Origin of the sequence: Paraburkholderia sp. GAS206C (assembly GCF_050435645.1) — a bacterium.
Lineage (GTDB): Bacteria > Pseudomonadota > Gammaproteobacteria > Burkholderiales > Burkholderiaceae > Paraburkholderia > Paraburkholderia phenazinium_B.
On the sequence record NZ_JBNDKR010000011.1, the window covers coordinates 255,548 to 282,215 of the forward strand.

The 26,668-nt window shown below is 61.5% G+C and carries 22 protein-coding genes; 14 read left to right on the forward strand and 8 right to left on the reverse strand.

What is annotated here, in order from left to right; translation table 11 throughout:
• Nucleotides 1-8: 8 nt before the first annotated feature.
• The 4 genes from P3T20_RS29590 to P3T20_RS29605 are packed head-to-tail and all read left to right on the forward strand — an operon-like array spanning nt 9 to nt 4,025.
• Nucleotides 9-944, forward strand: coding sequence for a carbohydrate ABC transporter permease (locus tag P3T20_RS29590; protein WP_429288616.1), 936 nt, complete (start codon nt 9-11; stop codon nt 942-944).
• Entirely contained in the window at nt 944-1,876 is a 933-nt protein-coding gene (locus P3T20_RS29595) for a carbohydrate ABC transporter permease (protein ID WP_429288617.1), read from the forward strand. The genes P3T20_RS29590 and P3T20_RS29595 overlap by 1 nt, the downstream gene beginning before the upstream one ends.
• Nucleotides 1,877-1,892: 16 nt before the next feature.
• Complete coding sequence (locus tag P3T20_RS29600) at nt 1,893-2,975, forward strand: ABC transporter ATP-binding protein (protein WP_429288618.1); 1,083 nt, start codon at nt 1,893-1,895, stop codon at nt 2,973-2,975.
• Between the two features lie 24 nt (nt 2,976-2,999).
• A complete protein-coding gene (locus tag P3T20_RS29605) occupies nt 3,000-4,025 on the forward strand; it encodes a LacI family DNA-binding transcriptional regulator (protein ID WP_074268132.1) in 1,026 nt (341 codons plus the stop codon).
• 6 nt (nt 4,026-4,031) lie between these two features.
• Here P3T20_RS29605 and P3T20_RS29610 read toward each other — a convergent pair whose 3' ends face one another.
• On the reverse strand, nt 4,032-4,889 hold the full coding sequence (locus P3T20_RS29610; RefSeq protein WP_074268133.1) for a PA4780 family RIO1-like protein kinase: 858 nt from the start codon (nt 4,887-4,889) through the stop codon (nt 4,032-4,034).
• 653 nt (nt 4,890-5,542) lie between these two features.
• Between P3T20_RS29610 and P3T20_RS29615 the strand changes: the two genes are divergently transcribed.
• A complete protein-coding gene (locus P3T20_RS29615; RefSeq protein ID WP_429288619.1) occupies nt 5,543-7,252 on the forward strand; it encodes a SulP family inorganic anion transporter in 1,710 nt (569 codons plus the stop codon).
• A 57-nt stretch (nt 7,253-7,309) separates the two neighbouring features.
• On the opposite strand, the gene P3T20_RS29620 is transcribed toward P3T20_RS29615, so the two are convergent.
• Entirely contained in the window at nt 7,310-8,275 is a 966-nt protein-coding gene (locus P3T20_RS29620) for a hypothetical protein (protein WP_429288620.1), read from the reverse strand.
• Nucleotides 8,276-8,713: 438 nt separating this feature from the next.
• Here P3T20_RS29620 and P3T20_RS29625 point away from each other — a divergent pair, with 438 nt between their 5' ends.
• Complete coding sequence (locus tag P3T20_RS29625) at nt 8,714-9,439, forward strand: hypothetical protein (RefSeq protein WP_429288621.1); 726 nt, start codon at nt 8,714-8,716, stop codon at nt 9,437-9,439.
• A 95-nt stretch (nt 9,440-9,534) separates the two neighbouring features.
• On the opposite strand, the gene P3T20_RS29630 is transcribed toward P3T20_RS29625, so the two are convergent.
• The 5 genes from P3T20_RS29630 to P3T20_RS29650 all read right to left on the reverse strand — a co-directional run bounded on the left by P3T20_RS29630 (nt 9,535) and on the right by P3T20_RS29650 (nt 14,463).
• Entirely contained in the window at nt 9,535-9,924 is a 390-nt protein-coding gene (locus P3T20_RS29630) for a hypothetical protein (protein WP_429288622.1), read from the reverse strand.
• An 89-nt stretch (nt 9,925-10,013) separates the two neighbouring features.
• Entirely contained in the window at nt 10,014-10,652 is a 639-nt protein-coding gene (locus P3T20_RS29635; RefSeq protein ID WP_429288623.1) for a LysE family translocator, read from the reverse strand.
• Between the two features lie 201 nt (nt 10,653-10,853).
• Complete coding sequence (locus P3T20_RS29640; protein WP_429288624.1) at nt 10,854-12,161, reverse strand: MFS transporter; 1,308 nt, start codon at nt 12,159-12,161, stop codon at nt 10,854-10,856.
• Between the two features lie 119 nt (nt 12,162-12,280).
• Nucleotides 12,281-13,276 (reverse strand): dihydrodipicolinate synthase family protein, encoded by a 996-nt coding sequence (locus tag P3T20_RS29645; RefSeq protein ID WP_429288625.1) that lies wholly within the window; start codon nt 13,274-13,276, stop codon nt 12,281-12,283.
• A 275-nt stretch (nt 13,277-13,551) separates the two neighbouring features.
• Complete coding sequence (locus tag P3T20_RS29650; protein WP_074268140.1) at nt 13,552-14,463, reverse strand: LysR family transcriptional regulator; 912 nt, start codon at nt 14,461-14,463, stop codon at nt 13,552-13,554.
• Between the two features lie 129 nt (nt 14,464-14,592).
• Here P3T20_RS29650 and P3T20_RS29655 point away from each other — a divergent pair, with 129 nt between their 5' ends.
• From P3T20_RS29655 to P3T20_RS29665, 3 genes are all read left to right on the forward strand, one after another.
• Nucleotides 14,593-15,717: a mandelate racemase/muconate lactonizing enzyme family protein gene (locus P3T20_RS29655; RefSeq protein WP_429288626.1), complete on the forward strand. Its 1,125-nt coding sequence runs from the start codon at nt 14,593-14,595 to the stop codon at nt 15,715-15,717.
• 172 nt (nt 15,718-15,889) lie between these two features.
• Nucleotides 15,890-16,069, forward strand: a complete 180-nt coding sequence (locus P3T20_RS29660; protein WP_429288627.1) for a type II toxin-antitoxin system HicA family toxin — start codon at nt 15,890-15,892, stop codon at nt 16,067-16,069.
• 127 nt (nt 16,070-16,196) lie between these two features.
• Nucleotides 16,197-16,616, forward strand: a complete 420-nt coding sequence (locus P3T20_RS29665; RefSeq protein ID WP_074268143.1) for a type II toxin-antitoxin system HicB family antitoxin — start codon at nt 16,197-16,199, stop codon at nt 16,614-16,616.
• Nucleotides 16,617-16,694: 78 nt separating this feature from the next.
• Here P3T20_RS29665 and P3T20_RS29670 read toward each other — a convergent pair whose 3' ends face one another.
• Nucleotides 16,695-17,714, reverse strand: coding sequence for a DMT family transporter (locus P3T20_RS29670; RefSeq protein WP_429288628.1), 1,020 nt, complete (start codon nt 17,712-17,714; stop codon nt 16,695-16,697).
• A 687-nt stretch (nt 17,715-18,401) separates the two neighbouring features.
• On the opposite strand from P3T20_RS29670, the gene P3T20_RS29675 reads away from it, so the two are divergent.
• From P3T20_RS29675 to P3T20_RS29695, 5 genes are all read left to right on the forward strand, one after another.
• On the forward strand, nt 18,402-21,605 hold the full coding sequence (locus tag P3T20_RS29675; protein ID WP_429288629.1) for an efflux RND transporter permease subunit: 3,204 nt from the start codon (nt 18,402-18,404) through the stop codon (nt 21,603-21,605).
• A gap of 22 nt (nt 21,606-21,627) precedes the next feature.
• On the forward strand, nt 21,628-22,851 hold the full coding sequence (locus tag P3T20_RS29680; protein WP_429288630.1) for an efflux RND transporter periplasmic adaptor subunit: 1,224 nt from the start codon (nt 21,628-21,630) through the stop codon (nt 22,849-22,851).
• Nucleotides 22,851-24,332: an efflux transporter outer membrane subunit gene (locus tag P3T20_RS29685; RefSeq protein ID WP_074268146.1), complete on the forward strand. Its 1,482-nt coding sequence runs from the start codon at nt 22,851-22,853 to the stop codon at nt 24,330-24,332. The genes P3T20_RS29680 and P3T20_RS29685 overlap by 1 nt, the downstream gene beginning before the upstream one ends.
• Before the next feature lie 118 nt (nt 24,333-24,450).
• Nucleotides 24,451-25,137, forward strand: a complete 687-nt coding sequence (locus P3T20_RS29690) for a heavy metal response regulator transcription factor (protein ID WP_074268147.1) — start codon at nt 24,451-24,453, stop codon at nt 25,135-25,137.
• 8 nt (nt 25,138-25,145) lie between these two features.
• Nucleotides 25,146-26,627, forward strand: coding sequence for a heavy metal sensor histidine kinase (locus P3T20_RS29695; protein WP_174567564.1), 1,482 nt, complete (start codon nt 25,146-25,148; stop codon nt 26,625-26,627).
• Nucleotides 26,628-26,668: the final 41 nt, after the last annotated feature.

Genomic DNA, 26,668 nt, shown 5'->3' on the forward strand with positions numbered 1-26,668 from the left:
GCACCGCGATGCGCGCACTCGGCCTGGCCTCGGCATCTCGACGACCGGCGAGGCGGTCGAAGCCGCTTGGGCGGCGCTGGCCGTTCGCCGCCTGGATTGCGCTGTTGCCCATGGTGGTGACGGTCGTTTTTGCCTACCTAGGCACGATGCTATGGACGGCTAAGGTATCGTTTACCTTGTCGCGCACGTTCCCGTCCGATCGGTTCGCCGGGGTGTCGCAATACGTGCGGCTGTTTCAGAACGATCGCTGGATGGTGTCGCTGCAGCACATCGTGATCTATGGCGTGTTGTTTATCATCGCGTGCATGGTGATCGGTTTGCTGCTGGCGATCTTTATCGATCAGAGAGTGGTGGCAGAGGGCGCATTGCGTACGGTATTTCTGTATCCGTATGCGATGTCGTTTGTCGCCACCGGTCTCGTCTGGCAGTGGATTCTCAATCCCCAACTGGGCATACAGGAGGTATTGCATCGCATCGGCTTTGCGCACGCACGCTTCGACTGGATTGTCGATCAGGACTGGGTGATCTATACGCTCGTGATCGCCACGGTCTGGCAGGCCTCCGGGCTCGTGATGGCGCTGTTGCTGGCCGGCCTGCGCGGCATCGACGACGAGATCTGGAAGGCGGCACGCATCGACGGCATTCCACGCTGGCGGGTCTATGCGAGTATCGTGGTGCCGATGCTCAAGACCTCGATGTCCACCGCATTCGTGCTGCTGTTCGTGATGGTGGTGAAGCTATACGACGCAGTGGTAGCGATGACCCTGGGCGGCCCTGGCACGGCGAGCGAAGTGCCGGCTAAGTTCATCATGGATTACCTGTTTGGCCGCGCCAATATCGGACTTGCCTCCGCGGCGTCGGTCGTATTGTTGACCACCGTGCTGGCAATTCTCGCGCCGTTCTTCTATGTGCGCAGTCGCGCCGCCTTCCGAAAGGACGTTTGATGAATACGCTCCCTTCCGGTGTATCTTCAGTTGGCAAACCCGCAATCGCAACTACGCCCAAACCTCGGCCGAAACGCCGCTCGCGCTTCACGCCCGCGCGTTTCGGCATTTACGCATTCCTGATTACTGCGGCCTTGTTCTTCCTGTTGCCGCTATATGTGATGCTCGTCACCTCGGTCAAGCCGATGAGCGAGATCCGCGTAGGCAACATTCTGGCGCTGCCGCTGCATTTCACGCTCGCGCCGTGGCGTGATGCGTGGGCATCGGCCTGCACGGGCCTCGACTGTAACGGGATTCAGGTCGGTTTCTGGAACTCCGTGCGCATTGTGGTGCCCAGCACCATTCTCTCTATCGCGATCGGCGCGGTGAATGGCTATGCGCTGTCGTTCTGGCGGCCACGCGGCGCAGGGATCCTGTTCGCCGTTCTGCTGATGGGTGCCTTTATCCCCGTGCAGGTGATGGTCTATCCGCTTGTGCGCGTGCTGGCGAGCGTGCACCTGTTCAGTTCGCTGCCAGGCATCGTGGTGATCCATACAATCTTCGGTATGCCGATCATGACGCTGCTGTTTCGCAATTACTACGCGTCGATCCCGCTTGAACTGTTCAAGGCGGCCCGTGTCGACGGCGGCGGTTTCTGGCGCATCTTCCTGCAGTTGATGTTGCCGATGTCCACGCCGATCATCGTGGTTGCGATGATCATGCAGGTCACCGGCATCTGGAACGACTTCATTCTGGGGCTGGTGTTCGCGGGAACCAGGAACCTGCCGATGACAGTGCAGCTGAACAACATCATCAATACCACTACGGGCGAGCGTCTCTACAACGTCAACATGGCGGCGACCATCCTCACTTCGATGGTGCCGCTCGCGATCTACTTCATTTCGGGCCGCTGGTTTGTGCGCGGCATCGCTTCGGGCGCAGTCAAAGGGTAGGCCAAGGGATAGGGGCATGACCAACGTATCGAACGTATCGGTCCGCAATCTGCGCATCGAGCTGGGCGCGAACACGGTCATCGAGTCGCTCGATCTCGATGTGAATGCGGGCGAATTCGTCGTGCTGCTCGGGCCGTCGGGCTGCGGCAAGTCCACCTTGCTGCATAGCATTGCAGGCCTGATCGATGTCACCGACGGCAGCATCGAAATAGGCGGCGAGGATATGACCTGGGCCGATCCAAAAGATCGCCGCATCTCACTGGTGTTCCAGTCGTATGCGCTGTATCCGACCATGAGCGTAGAGCGCAATCTGTCGTTTGCACTGCGTATCAACGGCACGCCGAAGGCGGAGATCGAACGGCGCGTGACGCGTGCGTCCGAGATGCTGCAACTCGGGCCGCTGCTCAAACGCAAGCCGGCGCAACTGTCCGGCGGCCAGCGTCAACGCGTGGCGATTGGCCGCGCAATCGTACGCGAAGCGGACGTGTTCCTGTTCGACGAGCCGCTCTCGAATCTCGACGCCAAGCTGCGCACCGAGTTGCGCCGCGAATTGAAACAGCTGCATCAACGGCTCGGCGCGACGATGATCTACGTCACGCACGACCAGGTGGAGGCGATGACGCTCGCTACCCGCATGGCTGTGATGCGGGGTGGCGTGATCCAGCAGATCGGCACGCCTGCCGAAGTCTATGCGCGGCCGGATAATCTGTTCGTGGCCGGCTTTCTCGGCGCGCCCGCGATGAATATGCTGCAAGGACGGCTGGAGCGGCGCGAGGAGGGCATGCGCTTTCGCACAGACCATCTCGACCTCGACGTGTCGCGCTATCCGTTCAAGGCGCTCCCCGATACGACGCGGCCCTGCGTGCTGGGCGTGCGCCCCGAGGATGTGCGCGTCGGCGGCGACTTTACAGAGCGCGGCACCGTTTCGCTGATCGAACCGATGGGCAACCACCGGGTTATTTGGCTCGATTATCATGGCGCCCAGATCGCGTCGATCGATCAGGACAAAGCGCCCATCGAGGTAGGGGAGGCGCGCGCCTTTTCGCTCGACAGCGCACATATTTCGCTGTTCGACGAGGCTGGTGGCGCCCGTCTGTGAACGGCACGGTTTGATGGAGCGCGTGTGGCAACCCTGAAAGACGTGGCGGAGTTAGCCGGAGTCGGCATGTCGACGGCATCGCGGGTGATTTCCGGCAAAGGACCGGTCTCGGCCGACGCCGAGCGCCGCGTCAGGGCCGCCATCGAGGCGCTGAATTTCCGGCCATCCTCGATCGGCCGCGCCATGGCGACGCAGTCGCTCGGCATGATCGGCCTGTTCGTGCCGACTTTCTTCGGTTCGTACTACGGCACGATCCTCAAGCAGACCGATACCGAGTTGCGCGCGGTGCACCGGCACGTCGTCGTCGCGACCGGTTGCGGCGAGTCGTCGCCGCGCGAGCAGGCGCTCGAAGCAGTGGAGTTTCTGATTGGCCGCGACTGCGATGGCGTGATCGTGATCAGCCATGACCTGCATGACGACGACCTCAACCGTCTGCATCGCATGCACCCAAAGATGGTGTTTCTCAATCGCTCGTTCGGTCAGCTGCCGGAGGCGTCGTTCTGCGCGGATCATAGGCGCGGCGGCGAACTGGCCGCACGCACCTTGCTCGAGCATGGGCATCGCGAGCTTGCGGTGATCTCGGGGCCCTTTAGTGCTTCGGACAATCAGGCGCGTGTCGACGGTTTCTTTGCGGAACTGGCGCGCCACGGCATCGAACGGGCGGACGTGACCTTGATCGAATCGGACTTCTCGCCGGAGGGCGGCTATGCAGCCGCGCAAACGCTGCTCGACTCGAAGCGGTCCTTTACCGCGGTGTTCTGCGCCAACGACACAATGGCGATCAGCGTATTGGCGCGCTTTCAGCAGGCAGGTGTTTCGGTGCCGAACGACGTCTCCGTGATCGGCTACGACGACGACTACTCGGCAGCGTATGCAGCGCCCGCGCTGACCTCAGTGCATATTCCGACTGCGGACCTGACGCAGAACGCGGTACGCTGGCTGGTGAATCAATGCTATGGAACCTCGTGGGAGATCTTCCGCGAGTTTCCCGTGACGGTGACGATGCGCGCCTCGGTGGGCGCGCCACGGCAGCGCGTGGTGGCCCGGTAGGTGCGCTTAGCTGCCCTCGCGCAGCGATTGCTCATGCCGCACGCGAGCTTCTTCCTCGAGACGCGTGTCTTCGAGTTCCTGCAGTACCGCATCGAGGTCGACCGGCGTGGTGTCGAGTTCGACACGCCCGGTCAATTGCACCTCAGGGTGCAGGCCGCCGCCCTCGAATAGCGCCCAGATCTCCTTGCCGTACTTCGCAGTTAGCAGATGCGGTGCGAAGCGGCCAAAGTACGTCGCCAGGTTGTCCACGTCGCGCTCTAGCATGGCGGGCGCTTCGAGATTGCCGGCGGCGTCGACGGCCTGCGGCAGGTCGATGATCACCGGGCCGTCCGCGGCGAGCAAAATGTTGTACTCGGACAGATCTCCATGAATCACACCGGCGCATAGCATGCGCACCACTTCGTTGAGCAGCCGCGTGTGCAGTTCGACCGCACGCGTTTCGCTCATCTCCACATCGTTCAGACGCGGCGCGACGTTGCCGTCTTCGTCGGTCACCAGTTCCATCAACAGGACGCCGTCTGTGCAGATATACGGTTGCGGCACGCGCACGCCGGCGTTGGCTAAACGGAACAGCGCGTCGACCTCGGCGTTCTGCCAGTGCTGTTCCTGCACTTCGCGGCCGTAACGGCTGCCTTTTTCAATGGCGCGCGCTTCACGGCTGTTCTTGACCTTGCGGCCCTCGCGATACGAGGCGGCCTGGCGGAAACTGCGCTGTTTTGCGTCCTTGTAGACCTTCGCGCAACGGGTCGAATCGCCACTGCGTACGACGTAGACGGTGGCTTCCTTGCCGCTCATCAACTGGCTGATGACTTCGTCGATCAGGCCTTCTTCAACGAGTGGGAGCAGGCGTTTGGGTGTTTTCATGCGGCCACCGCCTGCACTGTGCACGGGACGGCAACGGCGGCGCGACGGAGGACGGCGGGGCGGGTAAGCATGGCCGCCTGTGAAAAGGGGGCTTGGAGCGGAGATAAAGTCATGCCCGATTATAAGGTGTACCGGGCAATCGGCAGAATTCATGGGGCATAACGACGTTTGACCGGGGTTGCGTGGCTGTTCGTCCGAGACATCTTGCGCATTGCCTGGTGGGTCTGTCTGGCTGCTATTCGAGTGCCAAGTCATGGCTTTCGGCACCGTAAGATTCGTAGGCGTCCTGTTGATGGCGGTAAAGAGAGCTTTCGGTCGCGTCAGGTAGAGGGCGTGTGCCAAATGTGGGCCGAATGTTGCCTGGACCCCTTGTTTTGCGGGGTTTACCTGATTTAAAAGCACGGTCGATCCTTTACACTCGCGGAAAATTATTTGTTACGGGGTGAAAGATGCTGGTCACTTTCCTCATTGCATGTCCGCTCCTGATCGCGGCACTGTTCGGCTTTGCCAGGATCGTCGACCCGCGTACCGGGCAGCTCAGGCGCTAGCCGGGACTGGCCGCTGTCTTGATGGATTGGCAATCGAGTCTTGCGTTGAAGTGCCCACTCGCGGCACGATGCGGGATTGCCACCTGATTAAGACCCCATTCCTGCATGCAAGAGACCCCAGAAAAACTGGCCAGGCGCTTTGGCCTGCTAAAAGGCATCCTCCCTCTTGATCGTGCGTCTGCGTTGCGCGACGCTTTTGCCGGCATCACGCTGGCGTCGATGGATATTCCCCAGGTACTCGGGTACGCGCGCATCGCCGGCATGCCGGCTGTGACTGGCCTCTATACCGTATTCCTGCCGCTGGTGGCATTCGCGTTCTTCGGCGCGTCACGGCACCTGGTGGTTGCTGCAGACTCGGCGACTGCGACCATTTTCTCCAGCCAGCTCTCCACCATGGCGCCGCTCGCGAGCGCCCAATACGTTGCACTGGCCGGCATGGTTGCGTTGCTGACTGCCGTGCTGTTGCTGGTGGCCCGGATCTTTAAACTCGGCTTTCTCGCCGACTTTCTGTCGCGTACCGTACTGGTCGGCTTTCTCGCGGGCGTAGGCGTGCAGGTGGGCATCGCGATGCTGGGCGATATGCTCGGCATCGCCTTCACGTCGTCGCACAGCACGGCCCAGTTAGCGCAGATCGCGAGTCATCTGGGGCAGGTCAGCTTTCCGACCCTCGCGGTTTCAGCAGGCGTGGTCGTCTGCATTCTGTTGGCAAAGCGCTTCTCGCCGCGTTTGCCGGTGCCTTTGCTGGCGGTGGTGGGTGGCATCGCCGCCAGCGACCTCTACGACTTCGCCGGACACGGGATTTCGATTCTCGGCCCAGTCGCTGGTGGTCTTCCGCCGTTCCGGCTGCCGGTTGCGAGCTGGCACCAGATGGTCGAACTGCTGCCGGTGGCGGCCTCCTGCTTCGTGATGATCGTCGCCCAGAGCGCGGCCGCCGGGCGCGTGTTTGCGCAGCGCTATCATGAGGAAGTCGATCTGAATGCCGACATTCTCGGGCTGGCGGCGGCCAATACCGTGGCTGCTTTTTCCGGCGCATTCGTGGTGAACGGCAGCCCGACCCAGACCGCCATGGCCGAGCGTGCCGGCACGCGCAGTCAGTTCGGACAACTGGCGTTTGCGGGCGTGGTCGTCGTGGTGCTGCTGTTTTTCAGCCGGTATCTGCAATATCTGCCGCACTGCATCCTCGCCAGCATCGTGTTCACGATTGCGATCGGGCTCATCAATGTGCAAAGCCTGAGGGCGATCCGCCGCGAAACGCCAGGGGAGTTCACGCTGGCCGTGATCACGGCGCTTGCTGTGGTGGTGCTCGGTGTCGAGCATGGGATTCTGTTGGCGGTCGTGCTTTCGTTGCTGCGACACGTGCGGCACAGCTACAGGCCGCATACGATGATGCTGGCACCCGGCGCCGGTGGACGCTGGCAACCGGTGCCGGCGAGGCCGGGCACGCAGACCGCGCCGGGATTGATCGTCTATCGCTTCGGTGCGGACCTGTTCTATGCCAACGACCATTTCTTCGTCGAAGATGTGCGCGCGCTGATCGGCCAGGCACCGAGCAAGGTGCGCTGGTTTGTCGTGGACGCGAGTGCTATCACAGACCTCGATTATTCGGCAGCACGCTCATTGAACGATCTGCTTGACCTCCTGAAGCAGCAGAATGTCGAGGTGGTGTTCGCGCGCGTGAACCGCTATCTGCGCTCGGACATGGACCGGCATGGCATTACGGAAGCGGTCAAGGCATCGTGCGTCTTCAGCACGATGCATGAGGCACTGGCTGCAGTGGGCGTGACGCCACAGGTGTCGACGCCGGGAGTGATATAGCGCTGGTTTGGGTTTGGCCGCAGCGTGTGTTTGGCGTCGGTTCTCGATGTGCGAGTGCTACTTCGAGAATTCGTCGGGTACTTCGGTGACGCGCCGCTGCGAAATGTGGTTCATCCATTCCGTATCGCTCACGTTGTCGCGACGCGCTGGCGGCGGTGCGAGTGTTTCATGGCTCGCACGCGCATCCGTTGGCATCGTGATGGTGGCATATTCATCGTGGCCCAGTCTGGCGGGCGCGAATGGCGAGTAGTTGCCGGCTGCCGATGCCCGCGCCAACGACCGGTGCGTGTGGCTTGCATGGGTGAGTCGATGTGACGTGACCGACGATACTGCGTGACCAGCATGTTGCCTGTTTTTCACTGCCCGCGTAGCGGATGTATGAGCGATATGCCGTCGTGCGTGTTTCGTTTCGCGCAAGCCGTGACGTGTGTGGTCTGTTTCTTCCAGGCGCGGTTGCGAAGCCGTTGGCACGAATTTTTGTGCGGTGGCCTGGCTGGTGTCGCCATGTCGTGGTACTTGCAGGGGTGCGGATATGCGACCGCCTTTGGCGAGCCCGGGTTGCGGCATCGCTGCAGTGTCCCGTTTCGCATGTTGATGCGACAGATAGGCGATGCCGATGCACGCCAGAATCGCTGCACCCCCGATCGCGCACAAGCTGGCTGCGCGCGTGGCGGAACGGTTTGCAAACGACTGATGTACCGCGGGAAGATCCGCCGCCACGCGTACCGCAGACGAGGCCGCTGGCACATGCTCATCAAGCGCCGTCACGCAGAGTTGCCCTGACGCGGCCGGGGCGGCAGACGGCTGCCCAGGCCGCGTCGATGCCCAGTGACACATTGACCAGATGGTCTCTTCGCGTAGACAGAAGGTTCGCAGCAATGCCCTCAGACCGGCACGCAAGCCGCCTTCCGGAACAAGCAAAGTCCATTCGCCGCCGAAGGGCAGCGGCAGATGACCCGCTGCACCCAGACGCGGCTGGCCGATGCTGCCTTCGACCCAGACGAAAGGGGTGATCGTCGACATGTTCTTGAGTTAAGTCGCATTCCTTTAAAAAAGACGCCCGCAACGTGCGGGCGTTTCATCGGCCACGACCGAGAGATGGTCGTAACGTGCGGGGAACCATCAAGGAATGCTAACGGACTGTGTGACAAGTCTAGTTCAAATTTTCACGGCTGGCTGGAAAAAGACTCGATAAAAGATAAATTTATTCGGACGAAGATTTTAAAAGTCTTGTTTAAGTTTACGACTTTCTTTCATATTCATTTGGCGGAGAGGCTTGCGTGGCGTGGCGTTTCGTCGAATGAAAATATTGATTAAATTAATTCGGTTGTCGAAACCGGAAAAAATGGTTAGTAAAACTTATTTATATTTAATGGCTTCCCTGCGCATAAAAAATTGAGTATCGTGGACTTTCTTTCCGGTGCTGTCTGTCACCAGGAACGTTCCCCCGGGAGATCTTCAATGAAAGTCGCATCGCACGCTACCACGGTCTTTAGATCCGTCATTACAAGTGGTGCCCAATTCGAAGAATACGTCAACGCGATCGGCCGACCGCGCTTTGCCATCAGTTGCGGAGGCGACGATCCAGGCGGGGCCCGGGCCGAGCTCGATGAATGGGTGTTTGCGGATGACGTCGAATGCCTGATGCGGGAGTTCCTGGATTGGGACGCACGCGGCATTCGCATGGAGTTCGATCAACCGGTCACCGGGTACGCAGACGCTGTCGCAAGCTGGATCGTCGTAGGCCTGCCGCCCCACTTCAACGATGCGACATCGAACCTCAATAGCGGGTTGCTAGGCGTGATGTGCAAAGCAATGGGTGCAGAGGGCGCGCGGCGGGCATTCCTCGAATCCGTGTTCAACGACGCGTGGACCTATGATTTCGTGGCGTTGCGCGCGAATCGCTACGACAGCTTTATCGAGGAATGGAAGTCGGATGACGACAAGAACGCCAGGCCCGAACACTATCGGGCGCAGAAGCATTTCGGCGTGGTCGTGGATGCCGGTGGGCTCGGCGTTGGCAGCCGGCCGCTGCAGTACTGGGTGTTTATCGGTGTGGCCAGCGGTAGTTTGACGGCGCAACAACTTGGAGATGCCGGACTGAGCTGGGAGGAACTGATCGGTCAGGCGTGTGTGATCAACGGACTGGGCGAGGTGGAGCGGATCGGCAACCACCGCGTGATCTAGCGATCGACTCAGGTGACGGTGCGCACGAGGGACGTGCCGTCCATGCGTTGCGCTCCCAGCCTGCATGACCAGCCATGTTCCGCGATCCCGCTGGACTAGTCCTGATCGTCAGTCTCTTCATATGCCGGTTCGAAGAACCGGCTACGGGCCGCCAGAATACAGGCGCCAGCAAGCACAACACATAAAAACGCCACCGTATACGCAAGCGGCTTGCCATGCCACAGGCGGTCGAACCATTGATGAAACTCAGCCAACGCCACCTCGGCTGTGCCGCCGATGCGCTGCAGTTCGAGCAGATATTGCTGGTTGTTGGCGACGCCGTAGATCAGTTCTGCGCTGTCCCTGGCTGGGGCCGCGACATAAATGATGGCGGCACCGATCAGGCCCACCACAAGAATGACCGCACTTGCCACATAAAGACGAATCTGCAACGGCGTGTGCTGCTGCGCTGTGTTCTGCCCGTCCTGTGTTTGCCGACTGCTCATCTCATGTCCGTAGCGCTGCGCTCATGTGGCATCCGCCACAGTAGCGCAAGGCTAACACGCGTTGCACGCGCAGGCCGCGCTTCGTTCGTCTAGCTGCGCGAAGTCAGAAGTTTGAGACCAGCCACGCTAAACACGACGGCGAGTGAGCCGTCTAGCCAGCGCCGGATCGAACCGTACACGCGGCGTGCGGTTTCAGTTGAAAACAGCACGGCGTAACTGCTGAATACAAACACGCCAATCGCCATGCAACCGAGTACGACGGGAGCCGTGCGGCCAGCGCCGCCTGCTGCAGGAACGGCGAGCGAGACAATCGACAGCCAGACCAGAATCGCCTTGGGGTTGGTGAGATGCAGCAACAGGCCGCGCACGTAGAGCCGTCGCGAAGATTCTGGCGCACGCGTAGTGCGGGTGATCGGCACCAGCGGCGTGAGGGCCGAGCGGGCCGATTTCCACGCGAGCCAGAGCAGGTACACACCGCCCACGACGCGGATTGCTACCAGCAGTTGCGAATAGGTGGCAAGGACCGCAGACAGGCCCAGCGACGCTAGCAGCGCCCACGAGAACGAACCCGACATGACGCCAAGCGCGAAGGCGAAAGCCGACTTGCGGCCTGAACCCATGGCGAGCGACATGATGGCGAGGTTGCTCGGGCCGGGGCTCGCGGTGCCGACAAAGTAGGCGGTGTAGGCGAGCAGGACATTGGCCGACAGGAAGGCGCTGGCAGTCATGGGGCGGTTATCCAGGGATAGGTTCGCGGCGGCGACGCGGTGTGGCTAGCCTGGACGGATTAGTCCTCCGCGTGGCCGGTCAGTATGCCTGGCTATTCTGCACGACGCCGCCGCTGTTCTCACAGATACAGTTGGGGCCAACGCGAGCAGCACAATCAATCCGGGGCCATCACTGGCAAGCCGGCCGCGCTCGTACCCTGTCTACCGGTTGACGAGCCGCGCGGGGATAAACGCCAGAATCAATACTGCGGACAGTGTCAGCGTACCGGCCACGACGAACAGTCCCGAAGACAACGTGTGGGTGAGCGTCTTCAGCCAGCCGATCACGGCCGGGCTGATGAACCCTGCGAGATTGCCGGTGCAGTTGATCAAGGCGATCCCCGCGGCGGCACCGGTTCCGCCCAGAAATGCGGTGGGCAGCGCCCAGAACATCGGCAGCGCGGTCACCACGCCCGCTGCGGCGAGTGTGAGTCCGAGCATGGAGAGCGCGGAGCTATCGCCGTTCGTCGCGCAGATGCAGAAGCCGGTGGCAGCGATCAGCGCAGGCAGCACGATATGCCAGCGTCGCTCGCGGGTGCGGTCGGCGTTGCGGCCAACCGCGATCATCGAGATCAGGGCAACGGAATAGGGAATCGTCGTCAGAAGGCCGATCGTGAGCGGGTCGCTGACGCCTGTGGCGCGAATGATAGTGGGTTGCCAGAAGCCCAGTGCGTACGAGCCCATCACGACGCCGAACAGGATCAGGCAGAGCAGCCAGACGCGCGCCGAGGTGAACACCGCGCGTACCGAACCATGTGTGCGGACGGCTGCGTCGGCGTCGATTTCGCTCTGGATCTGACTCTTCTCGGCGGCGCTGAGCCATGTCGCATCCGCGACGCGATCGTCAAGGTAGCGAAGGATGACGACGCCAAGGACAATCGAAGGCAGCGCTTCGACAACGAAGAGCCATTGCCAGCCATCCAGTCCCCACGTGCCTTGCAACGCGTGCATCAGATAGCCAGACAACGGACCGCCTAGCAGCCCCGATACCGGATTGCCGGCCATCAGCAGCGCAACCATCTTGCCGCGGCGGTGCGACGGGAACCAGTAGGTCAGATAGAGCACCATGCCGGGGAAGAAGCCTGCTTCGGCCACGCCCAGAAAGAAGCGCACCACGTAGAATTCAAGCGGTGTGCTGACCCATGCATTGGCCATCGACAGCAGCGCCCACGTGACCATGATGCGGGCAATCCAGCGTCTCGCGCCGAGCTTGTGCAGCAACAGATTGCTTGGCACTTCGAACAGAAAATAGCCAATGAAGAAGAGGCCGGCGCCGAGTCCATACGCTGCCTCGCTCAGATGCAGGCTGTTGAGCATCTGCAGCTTCGCAAAGCCGACGTTGACGCGGTCCAGATAAGCAACCACGTAGCCGATAAACAGCAGCGGCATGAAGCGGAAGGCGACGCGCCGGAACAGCAGATCGGCCGGGTCGGCCTCGAGCGCGGGGGAAAGCGAGGTACGGGTGAACAAAGCGTGTCTCCTGACCCGTCACGCGGGTTGTTTTAGTGAGCGTGCGGGCGAATTATTGTGTGGCGCTGCGCCAATCTGCGCAGCGCCGTTCGCTGTCCGGCGCAGCGGTCTCACGGCTTCTAACGCTCGGCGAGCGAGGCCGCCCCTGGGATCTCAAAGCCGATCTGCGACAGCCCCGTGTGCAGGTCGTGGCGCTGCCCGGCGTCGAGTTCGACGAGCGGCGGCCGCATCGCGGCCCATCCTTCGTCGCCCGATTGCCACGCAATCGCGGCCTTCATGGCGGCGATCATCGGAAAGCGCTGAAACACGGCGCGTGTGGTGTCGAGTCGTTGCTGTTGCTGCGGAGCGTCGGCGTCGCGCCAGTGGGAGGCGAGGTGTGCGATTGCCGTGGAATTGACGTTGCCGGTCGCCGTGATGCAGCCCGCGCCGCCGCCTTTCAGCGTGGCGAGCAGGAAGGTCTCGCTGCCGGCGAACACGTCGAAGCCTTCCGGCTGGAATTCGCTCAGCATGCCGGCGGTGTTGTTCCAGTCGCCCGAACTGTCCTTGATGCCCGCCACTACGCCCGGATAACGCTTGAGCAGGCGCTCGATCAGGCCGAAGCTGAGCCCCACCTGAGAGACCTGTGGGATGTGATACAGGTAGACCCGCAAGCGCGCATCGGCCACCGTATCGATCACCTGAGCGAAGCTGCGAAACAGGCCTTCGTCGCTCACGCCTTTGTAGTAGAAGGGCGGCAGCATCAGCACGCCGGCGCAGCCGCTCTCCACTGCATGGCGCGTCAGTTCGATGGTGTCGGGCAGCGCGCAGGCGCCGGTGCCCGGCATCATGCGCGCTGCCGGCAAGCCGGCGTCGAGCAGGGCGTCGAGCAACTGGCGCTTTTCCGGCACGCTGAGCGAGTTGGCTTCCGAGTTCGTGCCGAATGCGGCCAGCCCCAGGCCCTGACTGAGCAGCGCGCGGCAGTGTTTGACGAAGCGTCCCACCGAGGCTGAGCCGTCCGCGTTGAACGGTGTCAGGACCGGCGCCAGGACGCCACGCAGGCCTGCGCCATGCGAAGCCTGGCCCTGGGTGGCCGGCGGCGTTTGCGTGGCTGGCAGGACATCAGTGGGGATGCTCATGGGACGTGTCTCCTTCGGTTTCTGTTTGGCCGGCCTGCCTGGCCGGACCTCGTTTGTCTCGGCGCGATAGGCCCGTGGTGGGCCGGGCCGCGACAGGCTGGCTGTGGCACCCATGCCGGGCATTCAGGTGCCAATGCAGTATTGCGTGCCCGCAAACGACGAAGAAGAGTGGCGCGGTTGCTTCAAACGTTAATTATTTTTGTGTTTGCCTTCATTTTCTCGTGTTCTGGCTTATGTGTTCGCCGAAAACGGCCGGATACGGGCTCCGGCGTGGCCTAAGCCTTGGGTTGACTCGCGGCCGGCGCCCCCGGTGCTTCGAGCCCCAGATCCATCGCCGTCTGCAGGAACGCCTGCACCAGCCGCATGCGCGCCGACGAACGTCCCCACAGCAGCCCCACCACGCGTTTCGGGAACGCATGCGGCAGCGGCCATTTGGCAAGCGCCAGACCGCCAAAACGGGTCATCAGCCAGTCCGGCACCAACGACACGCCAAGGCCACGGTCGACCATCACCGCAATCGCATCGAGCCCGTCCAGTTCGCAGCGTTGATGCGGCTTGATGCCGTGCTGATGCAGATAGCCGTCGGCGAGCTGACCGCCCACCACGTTGCGGTCGTAGCGCAAGAATGGCTGGCTGCGCAGTGCTTCGTGCACATCGCTCACCTGCATTGAAGCTGGCGTGAGCAACACCAGCGGTTCTTCACGAAACGTATGCCAGTCGCAGCTTTTGGGCAGATCGAAGAGCGGCTGAACCAGCACTGCGGCATCCAGATCGCCATTGACGACCTTGCGGTACAGATCGACCGAGGTGCCCGGCTCCAGATAGATATCCATCTGCGGATGCCGCGCGAGCAGTTTGCCGAGCACGTCAGGGATCAGGCTCGTCATCATGGTGGGCGTGCCGCCCAGGCGGAGTTCGCCGGCCAGCTCCGAAGCGTCGTTCAGATCCGACTTCAGATCGCGGATGTCGTGCAGGACGGCGCGCGCCCGCTCGAGAATGCGCTCGCCGGCTTCGGTCGTTCCCACCGTGCGGCCCGAGCGGCGCACGAGTTTGGCCCCCAGCTCTTCTTCGAGCATCTTGACGCGTTGCGCCACCGCAGCAGGCGTCAGATCGAGCCTGCGGGCGGCTTCCGCAATCGAGCCCAACTCGACCACGTAGACAAAGCTTTGCAGATAGCGCGAGTCCATCGAATAAAACTTTTATCTTTTGAAGAAGCCAAAGCATACTGTTTTTGATGCCTCACGGCTATCACACTGCGTTCATGCCAGATCCGCGCAACACGTGGACCGGTACCCAAAAAATGGAGGAGTGTTCAAATGCCCAGAATTGAATCAGTGTCGGTCTGCGCAGCCGGCGTCCCGCTCGATCGCGTCACCTCGTTTGCCACCCGTACTGTGTCCACCCGCCACTATGGCCTCGTAAAGGTGCGTTCGAGCGACGGCGTCGAGGGCATTGGCTTTTGCTACGTGGGCAGTGCGGGCGGTGAGCTGCTGCGTATCGCGGTGGAGCAATTGCTGGCACCGGTACTGATCGGTAAGGACTCTTATGCAGTGGAGGGCCTGTGGCAGGCGATGTACCAGGAGGCGCTGCTGCAGGGGCGCGCCGGGACGGTGATGCGTGCCATCAGTATTCTCGATACGGCGCTGTGGGATCTGAATGCGCGCACGCACGGCGTGCCGCTGCACAAATACCTCGGCGCCAACGAACTCGAAACTGTGCCGGCCTACGCGAGCGGTGGCTATTATCTGGAGGGCAAGACGCCGGAAATGCTCGGTGAGGAGATGGCGGGCTACGTCGAACTGGGCTTCAAGGCCGTCAAGATGAAGGGCGGACGTCTCTCGCCGCGCGAAGAGGAGGCACGGGTGAGGGCGGCACGCGAGGCGGTTGGTCCGGACGTCGAACTGATGATCGACATCAACAATGGCTGGGCCGATGTCACGCAAGCGCTGCAGCACGTGCGCCGTATCGAGCAGTTCGATCCGTACTTTATTGAAGAGCCGTTTTCACCGGACGACATCGATAATCATGCGCGTCTCGCCAGGCTTACGCGTGTGCCGGTTGCCACTGGCGAGATCGGTTACGGCCGCTGGTACCACAAGGAACTGCTCGACAAGGGCGGTGCGGCGATCCTGCAGTCGGATGCGCTGGTGTGCGGCGGCATTACCGAGTGGCGTCGCATCGCGGCGACTGCGGCGAGCTATGGGGTTGTGATGTGCCCTCACTGGTTCCACGATGCGCATGCGCCGCTTGTGGCGGCCACTCCGAATGCCCGGTACGTGGAGTACTTCTGGGACGATCAGGTGCTTAACTTCCGTCGTTTGATCGACCGGCAACTCGCGCACAAGAACGGCAGGATCATCTTGCATCAGACACCGGGGCTTGGTTTCGACTTCGATGAACAGGCGGTAGCGAAGTATGGGAAGTGGAGTGTGGTGAAGTAGGCGCCCGGTGCAGGCTGAACTGCGCTGGCAATCGCGTCGGCCCCCGCGGCCTGTCTAGCAGCCCTTTCCCGAGAGACGAAAAAGAACGGCACAACAGATCTGTTGTGCCGTTCTTGTGTAACACAACACAAATGTTGTATTATTGCCGTAACTTGTAAACGAGAGGAGGTTTATGAGTTATAGCGAGTTCAGACGGTGGCTAAAAAAACTAGGTGCCGAATTCGAACCCGCCACAGGTAGCCACTTCCGGGTAACGCTCAATGGCAAGACCACGATTTTTCCGGACCATGGCAAGAAGGAAATAGGAACTGGGTTAGTTGAGCAGATCAAGAAGCAACTTGGTATCAAGTGAGGTGACGGCCCCGGCGAAGGTTTTTTTCACAACTGCTCCGTGAGGTGGGCCAAAAGGTTGTTGTATGCATAGATGTGTGACTCACACTTCTATCAATGGGTGTGATAACCAGGAGAATCAAATCGCCATGCTGTCTTATCCTGTGAAACTGGAGCTGGATACGAACAACACGTACCTGGTGACCTTCCCGGATATCCCCGAAGCTGTATCGGTCGGAGACGATAAAGACGAGGCGCTGCTTAACGCACTGGACGCACTGGAAAGCGCCATTGAGATTTACTTCGATGAGAAGCGGGAAATTCCTGCTCCCTCAAAGCCGAAGAAAGGACAAGCAGTTGTGACGTTGCCGGCACTCGTCGTCTCCAAGGTTTTGCTTGCCAACGAGATGATGCGCCAAGGGATCAGGAAATCAGAACTTGCACGTCGTCTGGACGTACACATGCCGCAGGTCGATCGGTTACTCGATCCGCGTCACTCGTCCAAACTCGACGCCATTGAAGCGGCGTTTAACAAGCTGGGCAAGCGACTGGAAGTGTCTATCGTCTGACGAGAGCGATACGAGATTCGTCCCCGGAGTGCGTTCGTGCCTCCGGGGACTTTGTATTTGCGGTCGAGTTGCCCCGGATTATCCCAGAGCCGTAACCCGCCGCGCCCGGCGCCGCAAATACAGATTGTTGAGAACCAGCGCGGCGCCGGTCAGGCAGGCACCGGCAATCTGCGCCGGCGTGGCGATCACGCCGGCCAACGCCGAGACGATAAACGTCGTGAGCGGCACGACGTCCATGAAAAGCACCCCGTTCAATGGCGTCAGGATCCGGTTGCCGAGATTCCAGCTGAGGATGCCGATAAAGCCCGCGCCAAGTCCCATATACAGCAGATGCGGTGTGATCGCGCCCACCGCCGCGAGCCGCGGCACCGCGATCGCGTGCACGGCAAAGAGCGCGAGGTTGAGTGCGATGATCGTGGTGAGGCCAAGCCAGATCGTCAGCGTCGTGTATCTGAGCGGCGACCACTGCTTGAAAAACGTCGCACCGAACGTATAGATCACCCAGCAGAGCGCGCCGGCCACGATAAGTGCATTGGCCGCGTAATGCTGTGGCTCGTGCAGCAGCCCGCCGATATCCCCCTTGGTCACCACCAGTGCGATACCGCAAAACGACAGCAGAATGAACAGAAAGGAATAGACCGGCGGCAACACTCGCCGGACTACCGAATTGACGAGCAGCCCGAGCATGGGCTGGGTGGCCATCATGATCGACGCGGTGAGCGCGCCATCGCGTCCTGCCAGTTGCTGGCCAAGAAAGACGAATGCGCCAAAACCCGCGAAGCCGATCGAACCGAGCAGCCACGCGAGCACGACCGGTTCGCCTTGCAGACGAAAAGCGGCGCTGCCTTCCTTGCGATGCAGCAGCATCAGAAATGCTGCTCCCGCAACCAGATAGCGCAGCGACGTGAAGGAGAACGGATCGATGCGAGTGAGCGCACTCGTCATCACCGGGAACATCAGTCCGAAGGACACCGTTGCGACGAGACAGCAAAACAGGCCTTTCGCATAGCTGCCATATGCGGCGACGAGTGGGCCTGGCGCGGCTGCAGCGCTGGATTCATGATTCACGGCGACGGACGGTTCGAGTGTTTTATTCATGAATGAATGGTCAAAAAATAGATAAAGACGAACCGCCGTGGCGTCTTCGCCGTGGAACTGTCCGTGTCCATACGTTTTATCTGAACGCTGTTATTTCGTGGCGTTTTATTCAGAAAACCCTGCAAGCGGCCGCGTCATGAACCGCATACACCAAAAAGCCAATCGACCCAACACTGGTCCGAATATTATGACTGATCGTTCAATAATACAAGGCGAGTTTCGAAGCCATAGAGCAAATCACAGCCACCTCGATGCACACCGTTCGCAACCCCGCGCAGACCGCCCAGGTGGGAACATACCCGATGCTCGTCGTCACACGGACAGGCTATGCTGAGCACGTTTTTGCTCGCCCGTCAGGCCGGCAGAATCAGCCGTCGACACCCGTCAGCTTACATTCTCCTTCCTGACAGATTTGCCATTTTGGCGCCATGCAGACGTTGGTGCCAACCAACTAGCATAGGCTCAGATTTACCGTGGGACATGTGTGGCTTCGCCGGTCAGCGGGGGCGACCGGTTTGGCATTGCGTCCGCTAGCGTTGCGGCACGCGGCGTTCATCCGTTTGTGATTCGCCCGGATGTCATGCGTGCACGTCACCGTTGATCCGGCGTGAACGTAACGCGTACGACGCGTACGTTCAGGTCACGGCGACTTCTCATCCTTTCCAGAATTCTTTCGGGCGCGTTTCAATGTGGATTGTCAACGTTGCGCTAAAGCGGCCATACACGTTCATCGTGATGGCTATTCTGATCCTGCTGGCGACGCCGTTCGTGCTGTTGACGACGCCAGTCGACGTGTTGCCGGAAATCAATATTCCGGTCGTCAGCATCATCTGGAGCTACACGGGTCTGTCGGCCGAAGACATGGCCAACCGGATCACCTCCGTCAATGAGCGGAGTCTGACGACGACGGTGAACGACATCGAGCACATCGAGTCGCAATCGCTCGCCGGCATCACGATCATCAAGCTGTTCCTGCAGCCGAACGCCAACATTCAGACCGCCATCGCCCAGACGGTTGCGGTCGAACAGGCGCAGTTGAAGCAGATGCCGCCGGGCGCCACGCCGCCGCTGGTGATCAGCTATTCGGCATCCAGTATTCCGGTGATCCAGCTCGGCCTGTCGAGTCCGAAAGAGTCGGAGCAGGATCTCAACGACGTCGCGCTCAACTTCCTGCGTCCGCAACTCGTGACGATCCCAGGGGCAGCCGTGCCTTACCCCTACGGCGGTAAAACACGGCTCGTTTCAGTCGACCTGGACACGCGCGCCTTGCTCGCAAAAGGCATGACGCCTTCCGACGTGGTGAATGCCTTTAACGCGCAGAACCTGATTTTGCCAACCGGCACGGCCAAGATCGGGCCCAAGGAATACACCGTCAACATGAACGGGTCGCCCGCCACGATCGCGGGCCTCAACGACATGCCGGTGCGCACGCTCAATGGCGCGACCACCTATCTGCGAGAGGTCGCGCATGTGCGCGACGGCTACTCTCCTCAGACCAATATCGTGCGCCAGGATGGCCATCGCGGCGTGCTGATGTCGGTGCTCAAGACCGGCAGTGCCTCGACACTGGCGATCGTCGATTCGTTGAAGGCGCTGCTGCCCACCGCGCGGGCCGCCTTGCCGCCTGACCTCGACGTCAAGGCGCTGTTCGACCAGTCGGTGTTCGTGAAGGCGGCGGTGCAGGGCGTGATCCGCGAAGCGCTCGTTGCGGCCGCGCTGACCGCAGCGATGATTCTGCTGTTTCTCGGCAACTGGCGAAGCACCTGCATTATTGCGGTGTCGATTCCTCTGTCGATTCTCACCTCGCTGATCGTCCTGCATGCGTTAGGTCAGACGATCAACATCATGACGCTGGGCGGCCTTGCGCTGGCGGTCGGGATTCTGGTGGACGACGCCACGGTGACAATCGAGAACATCGAACGGCACCTGCATATGGGCACGGATCTGCACGAGGCGATTCTCGAAGGTGCCGGCGAAATCGCGGTGCCTGCGCTCGTCTCCACGCTGTGTATCTGTATCGTGTTCGTGCCGATGTTCTTCCTGACGGGCGTGGCGAAATACCTGTTCGTGCCGCTTGCCGAAGCCGTGGTGTTCGCGATGATCGCGTCGTACATCCTCTCGCGTACGCTGGTGCCGACGCTCGCCATGCTGCTGATGGGTCACGCGCACGCGCCGAAAGCGGGCAGCAAGCCAAATCTGTTCATGCGGCTTTACCATCGCTTCGACGCCGGCTTCGAGCGCATGCGTGCAGCTTATATCGTCATCCTGAGTACCGTGCTGGTACGTCGCGGCAGGTTCGGCACCATCTTCCTCGGTTTCTGCATAGTTTCGATGGGCCTGGTGTTCGTGCTCGGCGAAGATTTCTTCCCGGCGGTCGATGCTGGCGATATCCGTCTGCACATGCGCGCACCGACCGGCACGCGGATTGAAGAAACCGCGCGTCTTGCCGATGAAGTGGAAAAGGTTGTACGTGAAGTGGTGCCGCAGAAAGAACTGGTGACGATTCTCGACAACCTGGGGTTGCCGTATAGCGGTATCAACCTATCCTATAGCAATTCCGGCACGATCGGCACGCTGGACGGCGAGATTCAGGTGGCGCTTAACGAGGACCACAAGCCTACCCAGACCTATGTCGACAAGCTGCGCCAGATCCTGCCGCAGCGCTTTCCGGGCGTGGAATTTTTCTTCCAGCCGGCCGACATCGTGACGCAGATCCTGAACTTCGGGTTGCCTGCCGCCATCGATGTGCAGGTTGTCGGCAACGACCAGCAAGGCAACTTCGACGTGGCGCGTAAGCTCTACAAGCAGGTGAGGCTGATTCCCGGCACGGTGGACACGCACATCCAGCAACTGGTCGACGAGCCGGTGATCAATCTGGACATGGATCGCACCCGCTTGCAGCAGTTGAACCTCAACGCCAACAACGTGGCGCAGAACGTGCTCATCTCATTGTCGGGCAGCACGCAGACATCGCCGAGCTTCTGGTTCAACAACAAGAACGGCGTCGAGTACAGCGTGGCGATACAGACGCCGCAGTACGACATCTCGTCGATCGATCAGTTGTTGCGCACGCCTGTGTCGGCGACGGCCAACGGGCCGACGCAACTGCTCGGCAACCTGGTGCGGGTCGGGCCGCAAACGCAGTTCGCACTCGTGTCGCACTACAACATCCGGCCGGTGATCGACCTGTATGTGAGTGTCGAAAAACGCGACCTGGGCAGCGTCGCGGCGCAGGTGAACAAGCTGGTGGAGCAGGCCCGTGCGACGCTGCCGCGCGGCAGCCAGATCGTGGTGCGCGGCCAGGTGCAGACCATGCGCACGTCGTTCTTCGGTTTGGGCGTGGGCGTTGCGATGGCCATCGTGCTGGTGTATCTGCTGATCGTCGTGAACTTCCAGTCGTGGGTCGATCCGCTGATCATCATTAGCGCGTTGCCGGCGGCTTTGGCCGGGATCATGTGGATGCTGTTCCTCACCGGCACGCACCTGAGCGTGCCGGCGTTGACCGGCGCCATCATGACCATGGGCGTGGCGACCGCGAACAGTATTCTGATGGTGTCGTTCGCGCGGCAGCGCCTGCACGCCGGCGCGCCGCCGCTGACCGCGGCGCTCGAGGCAGGTGCGAGCCGGATCCGCCCGGTGCTGATGACGGCCTTCGCCATGATTATCGGCATGATTCCGATGGCGCTGGGTCTCGGCGAAGGGGCGGAGCAGAATGCGCCGCTTGGCCGTGCGGTGATCGGCGGCCTGCTGTTTGCAACGATTTCAACGCTCTTTTTTGTGCCGCTGGTTTTTGCGGCGATCCATACGCGCCTCGCTCGCCGTAACGGTGGCGCGCATGGCGAGCAGGGCCCCGACGACGGCGCTAGCGCCGGCGATGGCAAGCACGCGTAACGTTAAATGACGGCTGACTGAGATGACCGAAAAAACTCATGCTTCGCTAGCAATCCCCGCGCGGGACACTGAGGATGGGCACGCTTTGCCGCCCCGCCACCAGGAATGGAAACGCGCCAAGATCGCGATCTGGATCGTGCTCGTGCTGCTTGCGCTCGGTGCCTTGCGCACCGTGGTGGCGGACATCCTGCAAAACCGTTCGGTGGCCGAAACGACCCAGCAGAACGCGTTGCAATACGTGAACGTGGTGACGCCCAAACAGGCCGACGGCAGCGGTAATACGCTGCTGCCGGGTACGCTGCGCGGCTATGTCGAATCGCCGATCTTCGCGCGCGCCACCGGTTATCTGCTGCACTGGTACGTCGATATCGGCGCGCACGTGAAGGCGGGGCAGTTGCTGGCCGATCTCGACACGCCGGAAATCGACCAGGAACTGCAGCAGGCCAAGGCACAGCGCGATCAGATCAACTCGAGCCTTGGCCTCGCCAAGAGTTCATACGAGCGCTGGCAGCAGCTGCGCACGCGCGATGCGGTCTCGCAACAGGAACTGGACGAGCGGCAGAGCACTTATACGCAGGACCTGGCGAATCTCGCCGCGGCGGACGCCAACGTGCGGCGCCTGAACCAGCTCGAATCGTTCAAGCGGATCGTGGCGCCGTTCGACGGCGTGGTGACGCAGCGTAACGTGGATGTCGGCGACCTGATCGATGCCGGCAGCGGCACGAGCCGCGCATTGTTCGCGCTGGCACAGTCCGATCCGCTGCGCGTCTATGTGCAGATGCCGCAGGCTTACTCGCAGAACGTGAAAGTCGGCCAGGAGGTCGTGGTGACCCAGGCCGAATTGCCGGGTAAGCAGTTCCACGGCACCATCACGCACATCGCCGGTGCGATCGACGTGCCGACCCGTTCGTTGCAGATCGAAGTGCGTCTGCCGAATGCGGACGGCGCGCTGCGCCCGGGAGCCTATGTGCAGGTTGCAGTACCGTCGACGACGCACGCCAATATCCTCGTGCCGGGCAATGCGTTGCTGTTCCGCGCACAAGGTACGCAGATGGCCGTTGTCGACAGCAACGGTATCGTGCATCTGCGCAAGGTCGTGATTGCACAGGATCTCGGCAACACGCTCGAAGTCGAAAGCGGCATCGAGCCGACCGACAAGATCATCATCAACCCGAGCGATTCGATTGCCGATGGCGATCACGTGCAAGTCCAGCAGCCGTCGGCCACCAACAAGGGGGCGGCGTGATGCGCGGGTGCCCGATCGCCGTGCCGCCGCTGCGTATGATGGCTGCGGCTGTGGGGGCTGCGCTGCTGGCAGCCTGCACCGTGGGCCCCGATTACCATCAGCCGCATGCCGATGCACCGCCTGAGTGGCGCACCGACTCTTACTGGCACGTGGCAGAGCCCTCGCACGCGCCGATGGATCTGACCTGGTGGATGAGCTTTAACGACGCTGCGCTCAATACGCTGGAAGGCCAGGCGCTCGACCAGAACCAGACACTCGCCGCTGCGGTCGCGCATTACGAGCAAGCCAAGGCGACGCTCGCCAACACCGCGGCGCAGGAGATACCCGAGGTCGATCTCGGCGGCCAGGCGGAGCGGTTGAAGATCTCGAAGAACCGTCCGGTCACTACCTATTCGACGCCGAACCAGTCGACCGTGCAGAACGGCCTGATTGTCGGACCGCAAATCGACTACGACACGGACCTGTTCGGCCGGATCCGTCGCGAGGTGGAAGGGGCCAAGGCCTCCGCCGAGCAGTCAGCCGACGATCTCGCCAATGCGCGACTCGTGCTGACGACTGATCTCGCCAGCGACTACTACTCGTTGCGCGAACTCGACGCCGAGATCGACGTGTTAAACCGCTCCGTGGTCCTGCAGCAGAAAGCGCTCGACTACGTGACGTCGGAACACGATCTGGGCTCGGTGTCCGGGCTCGACGTGCTGCAGCAGAAGTCGGAGCTGGATTCAACCCAGGTGCAGGCGCAACTGCTGCTCGTGCAACGGGCGCAGTTCGAGCATGCGATTGCCGCGCTGGTCGGCGTGCCGGCGCCGCAATTCTCGATCGAGCCCAAGGTGATCGAGACGAAGGTGCCCGAAATTCCGCTAGGTGTGCCAAGCGATGTGCTGCAACGGCGCCCGGATGTGGCCTCGGCGGAGCGCGCGATGGCTGCGGCGAATGCGCAGATCGGCGTCGCCAAGGCGGCTTTTTTCCCGACGCTGACGCTCACGCCGAGTATCGGCTGGCAGAGCACTAATTTCGCCGATCTGCTGAGCGCGCCCAGTCTGATGTGGACGCTCGGCGCGGCTGTTTCGCAGGTAGTGTTCGACGGCGGGCGCCGCTCGGCGAACGTCAAGTTCGCGAGCGAAGGCTATCAGCAGGCCGAGGCGAATTACCGTCAGACCGTGTTGACCGCGTTCCAGCAGGTGCAGGATGGGGTGACCGGCCTGTCGGTGCTGGATGGCGCGTCCAGACAGTCGCATCAGGCCGTGGTCGATGCGCAGAGCCTGCTGTCGCTCGCCAACGACCGCTATTCGGGCGGCCTCGTTGCCTATCTGGACGTCATCACCGCGCAGCAGTCGCTGCTGACGAGCGAGCGTCAGGATGTGCAGATTCACGGCCAGCAGATGACCATGTCGGTCTCGCTGGTAAAGGCATTGGGCGGCGGCTGGGATGTCAGCCAACCGGTCACGGACAAGCAGGCAATGAACAACCATCCGAACTGACAATTGCCAGGTACGTACCCGGCATGGACCGGGCATGACCAGGAAAAAGGGGGGAGTGCCCGTCTCGCGCACGGGAAAACGGGGCGTTTCGTATAATGTAAGGAATTAGGGGGCGTGAATGAAACTGCTCATCGTCGAAGATGAACACAAGGTGGTGGACTACCTGCGCTCGGGTTTGACCGAGCAGGGCTGGGTGGTCGACATTGCGCTCGATGGCGAAGAGGGCATGCATCTGGCCACCGAGTTCGACTACGACGTGATCGTCCTCGATGTGATGCTGCCCAAGCGCGACGGCTTCAGCGTGCTCAAGGCGCTGCGCATGCGCAAGTCCACACCGGTCATCATGCTGACCGCTCGCGACCACATCAACGACCGCGTGCGCGGTCTGCGCGAAGGAGCGGACGACTATCTGACCAAACCGTTTTCGTTTCTCGAACTGGTGGAGCGCCTGCATGCTCTCGCGCGCCGCACCCGTTCGCAGGAATCGACGCTGATTTCGGTCGGCGATCTGTTTGTCGATCTGATTGGCCGGCGCGCCACGCGCGACGGCGTGCGCCTCGACCTCACCGCCAAGGAATTCCAGCTGCTGAGCGTGCTGGCACGCCGCCAGGGCGATATCCTGTCGAAGACGGCGATTACCGAACTGGTCTGGGACGTCAACTTCGATAGTCATACGAACGTTGTCGAAACCGCCATCAAGCGCCTGCGCGCCAAACTGGACGGTCCATTTCGCACCAAGCTTCTGCATACGGTGCGCGGCATGGGTTATGTGCTCGAGGTACGGGAGGAGGCAGAATTGCTATGACCCGCTCAATTAACCGCTCGATTGCGCGCCGCCTTGCGATGATGTTTGCCCTCGTCGCATTGTCGGTGTTCACGCTGGTCGGCTCGGGCCTGTTTCTCGTGATGCGCTCGCAGCTGGATCACCATTTGCGCGAGTCGCTCGACGACCGCATGGAGATCGCGAAGATCATCGTGTACCACTCGGTTACGCTGGATAAATGGCGGATGGCGCGCGAGAAGCTGACCGATATGTCGCCGCGCGACGGTGCGACGATGTACTCGGTTTCTAGCGACGATCCGGATTTCCACTACGGTGCGCCGGTTCAGGGGCGCGTCACCGATAGCTGGGCGGGCGGTTATACGCGGGTCGAGCCCGTGGCGGGCGGGCCGGCCATGCTGACGCGCACGCTGGTGGTGCCGCCAGCGGGCGTGCGGCCAGCGGTGCAACTGCAGGTGGCGGCAAGTTGTCAGCCGAATGTGCGCACCATGCGGGCCTTCGGCGCCGCGCTCACCGCGCTGTCTACCTTGGGCAGTCTTGCGGTGCTGCTCCTCAGTTACTCGGTCACGCGTATCGGTCTCGCGCCGCTCAGGCGTCTGACCAAGGACGCCTCCGAGGTCAGTCCGAACAACCGTTCGCAGCGCCTGAATACGGCGGCGCTGCCGCACGAACTGAACGATCTGGCCCATTCCTTCAACGGCGCGCTGGAGCGGCTCGACGGCGCTTACGGGCGGCTCGAGTCGTTCAATGCCGACGTGGCCCATGAACTGCGCACGCCGGTGACGATTCTGATCGGTCAAACCGAGGTTGCGTTGACACGCAACCGTTCCGTGGAAGATCTGCGTCACACGCTGCAGTCGAATCTGGAAGAGTTCGAACGCATGCGCGGGATCATCAACGACATGCTGTTTCTTGCGCGGGCCGATCAGGGCGAGCGCGCCACGGGGCTCGTCGAAGTGTCGCTCGCCGCGGAAGTGGCGCGCACGCTGGAGTTTCTCGAGATTCCGTTCGACGAGGCACAGGTGCGCGCCGTGTCACGCGGCGATGCGTTTGCGCCGGTCAACCGTTCGCTGTTCGGCCGCGCCTGTACCAATCTGCTGATGAATGCGATCCAGCACTGCGCGCCCGGCGACACGGTCACGGTGACGATTTCGCGCCAGGACGGTCAGGTGCGGATCGCGGTGGCGAACCCAGGTCAGGCGATCGACCCGTCGAGACTGGATCATCTGTTCGACCGCTTCTACCGGGCGGAAGAGTCACGCACGAATAGCCGCGAGAATCACGGCCTCGGTCTTGCGATCGTCAAGGCGATCGCCGAGATGCACCGCGGCAAGGTGTCGGTCGAGAGCGCGAACGGCGTCAACATGTTCGCGTTTTCGGTCGATGCGCCGTGGGTCGATGTACAGTCGGAGCAGGAAGTGCAAACGGTACGCGAACCCGTTATGACCGTCGAGCGCAACAACGTCGTGAGCGGTCACGGCGTGACGCCTGAGCCGGCCCCGGCTGGGCGTTGACAGGCGGCAGGTGACTCGGATGAACAGGCCTGCGCGATAGC

Excerpts from the sequence above, each read along its gene's own strand:
- P3T20_RS29590 (WP_429288616.1), top strand. The coding sequence starts at position 9 with ATGCGCGCACTCGGCCTGGCCTCGGCATCTCGACGACCGGCGAGGCGG.
- P3T20_RS29595 (WP_429288617.1), top strand. The coding sequence starts at position 944 with ATGAATACGCTCCCTTCCGGTGTATCTTCAGTTGGCAAACCCGCAATC.
- P3T20_RS29600 (WP_429288618.1), top strand. The coding sequence starts at position 1,893 with ATGACCAACGTATCGAACGTATCGGTCCGCAATCTGCGCATCGAGCTG.
- P3T20_RS29610 (WP_074268133.1), bottom strand. The coding sequence starts at position 4,889 with ATGAAAACACCCAAACGCCTGCTCCCACTCGTTGAAGAAGGCCTGATC.
- P3T20_RS29615 (WP_429288619.1), top strand. The coding sequence starts at position 5,543 with ATGCAAGAGACCCCAGAAAAACTGGCCAGGCGCTTTGGCCTGCTAAAA.
- P3T20_RS29620 (WP_429288620.1), bottom strand. The coding sequence starts at position 8,275 with ATGTCGACGATCACCCCTTTCGTCTGGGTCGAAGGCAGCATCGGCCAG.
- P3T20_RS29625 (WP_429288621.1), top strand. The coding sequence starts at position 8,714 with ATGAAAGTCGCATCGCACGCTACCACGGTCTTTAGATCCGTCATTACA.
- P3T20_RS29630 (WP_429288622.1), bottom strand. The coding sequence starts at position 9,924 with ATGAGCAGTCGGCAAACACAGGACGGGCAGAACACAGCGCAGCAGCAC.
- P3T20_RS29635 (WP_429288623.1), bottom strand. The coding sequence starts at position 10,652 with ATGACTGCCAGCGCCTTCCTGTCGGCCAATGTCCTGCTCGCCTACACC.
- P3T20_RS29645 (WP_429288625.1), bottom strand. The coding sequence starts at position 13,276 with ATGAGCATCCCCACTGATGTCCTGCCAGCCACGCAAACGCCGCCGGCC.
- P3T20_RS29650 (WP_074268140.1), bottom strand. The coding sequence starts at position 14,463 with ATGGACTCGCGCTATCTGCAAAGCTTTGTCTACGTGGTCGAGTTGGGC.
- P3T20_RS29655 (WP_429288626.1), top strand. The coding sequence starts at position 14,593 with ATGCCCAGAATTGAATCAGTGTCGGTCTGCGCAGCCGGCGTCCCGCTC.
- P3T20_RS29660 (WP_429288627.1), top strand. The coding sequence starts at position 15,890 with ATGAGTTATAGCGAGTTCAGACGGTGGCTAAAAAAACTAGGTGCCGAA.
- P3T20_RS29665 (WP_074268143.1), top strand. The coding sequence starts at position 16,197 with ATGCTGTCTTATCCTGTGAAACTGGAGCTGGATACGAACAACACGTAC.
- P3T20_RS29670 (WP_429288628.1), bottom strand. The coding sequence starts at position 17,714 with ATGAATAAAACACTCGAACCGTCCGTCGCCGTGAATCATGAATCCAGC.
- P3T20_RS29675 (WP_429288629.1), top strand. The coding sequence starts at position 18,402 with ATGTGGATTGTCAACGTTGCGCTAAAGCGGCCATACACGTTCATCGTG.
- P3T20_RS29680 (WP_429288630.1), top strand. The coding sequence starts at position 21,628 with ATGACCGAAAAAACTCATGCTTCGCTAGCAATCCCCGCGCGGGACACT.
- P3T20_RS29685 (WP_074268146.1), top strand. The coding sequence starts at position 22,851 with ATGCGCGGGTGCCCGATCGCCGTGCCGCCGCTGCGTATGATGGCTGCG.
- P3T20_RS29690 (WP_074268147.1), top strand. The coding sequence starts at position 24,451 with ATGAAACTGCTCATCGTCGAAGATGAACACAAGGTGGTGGACTACCTG.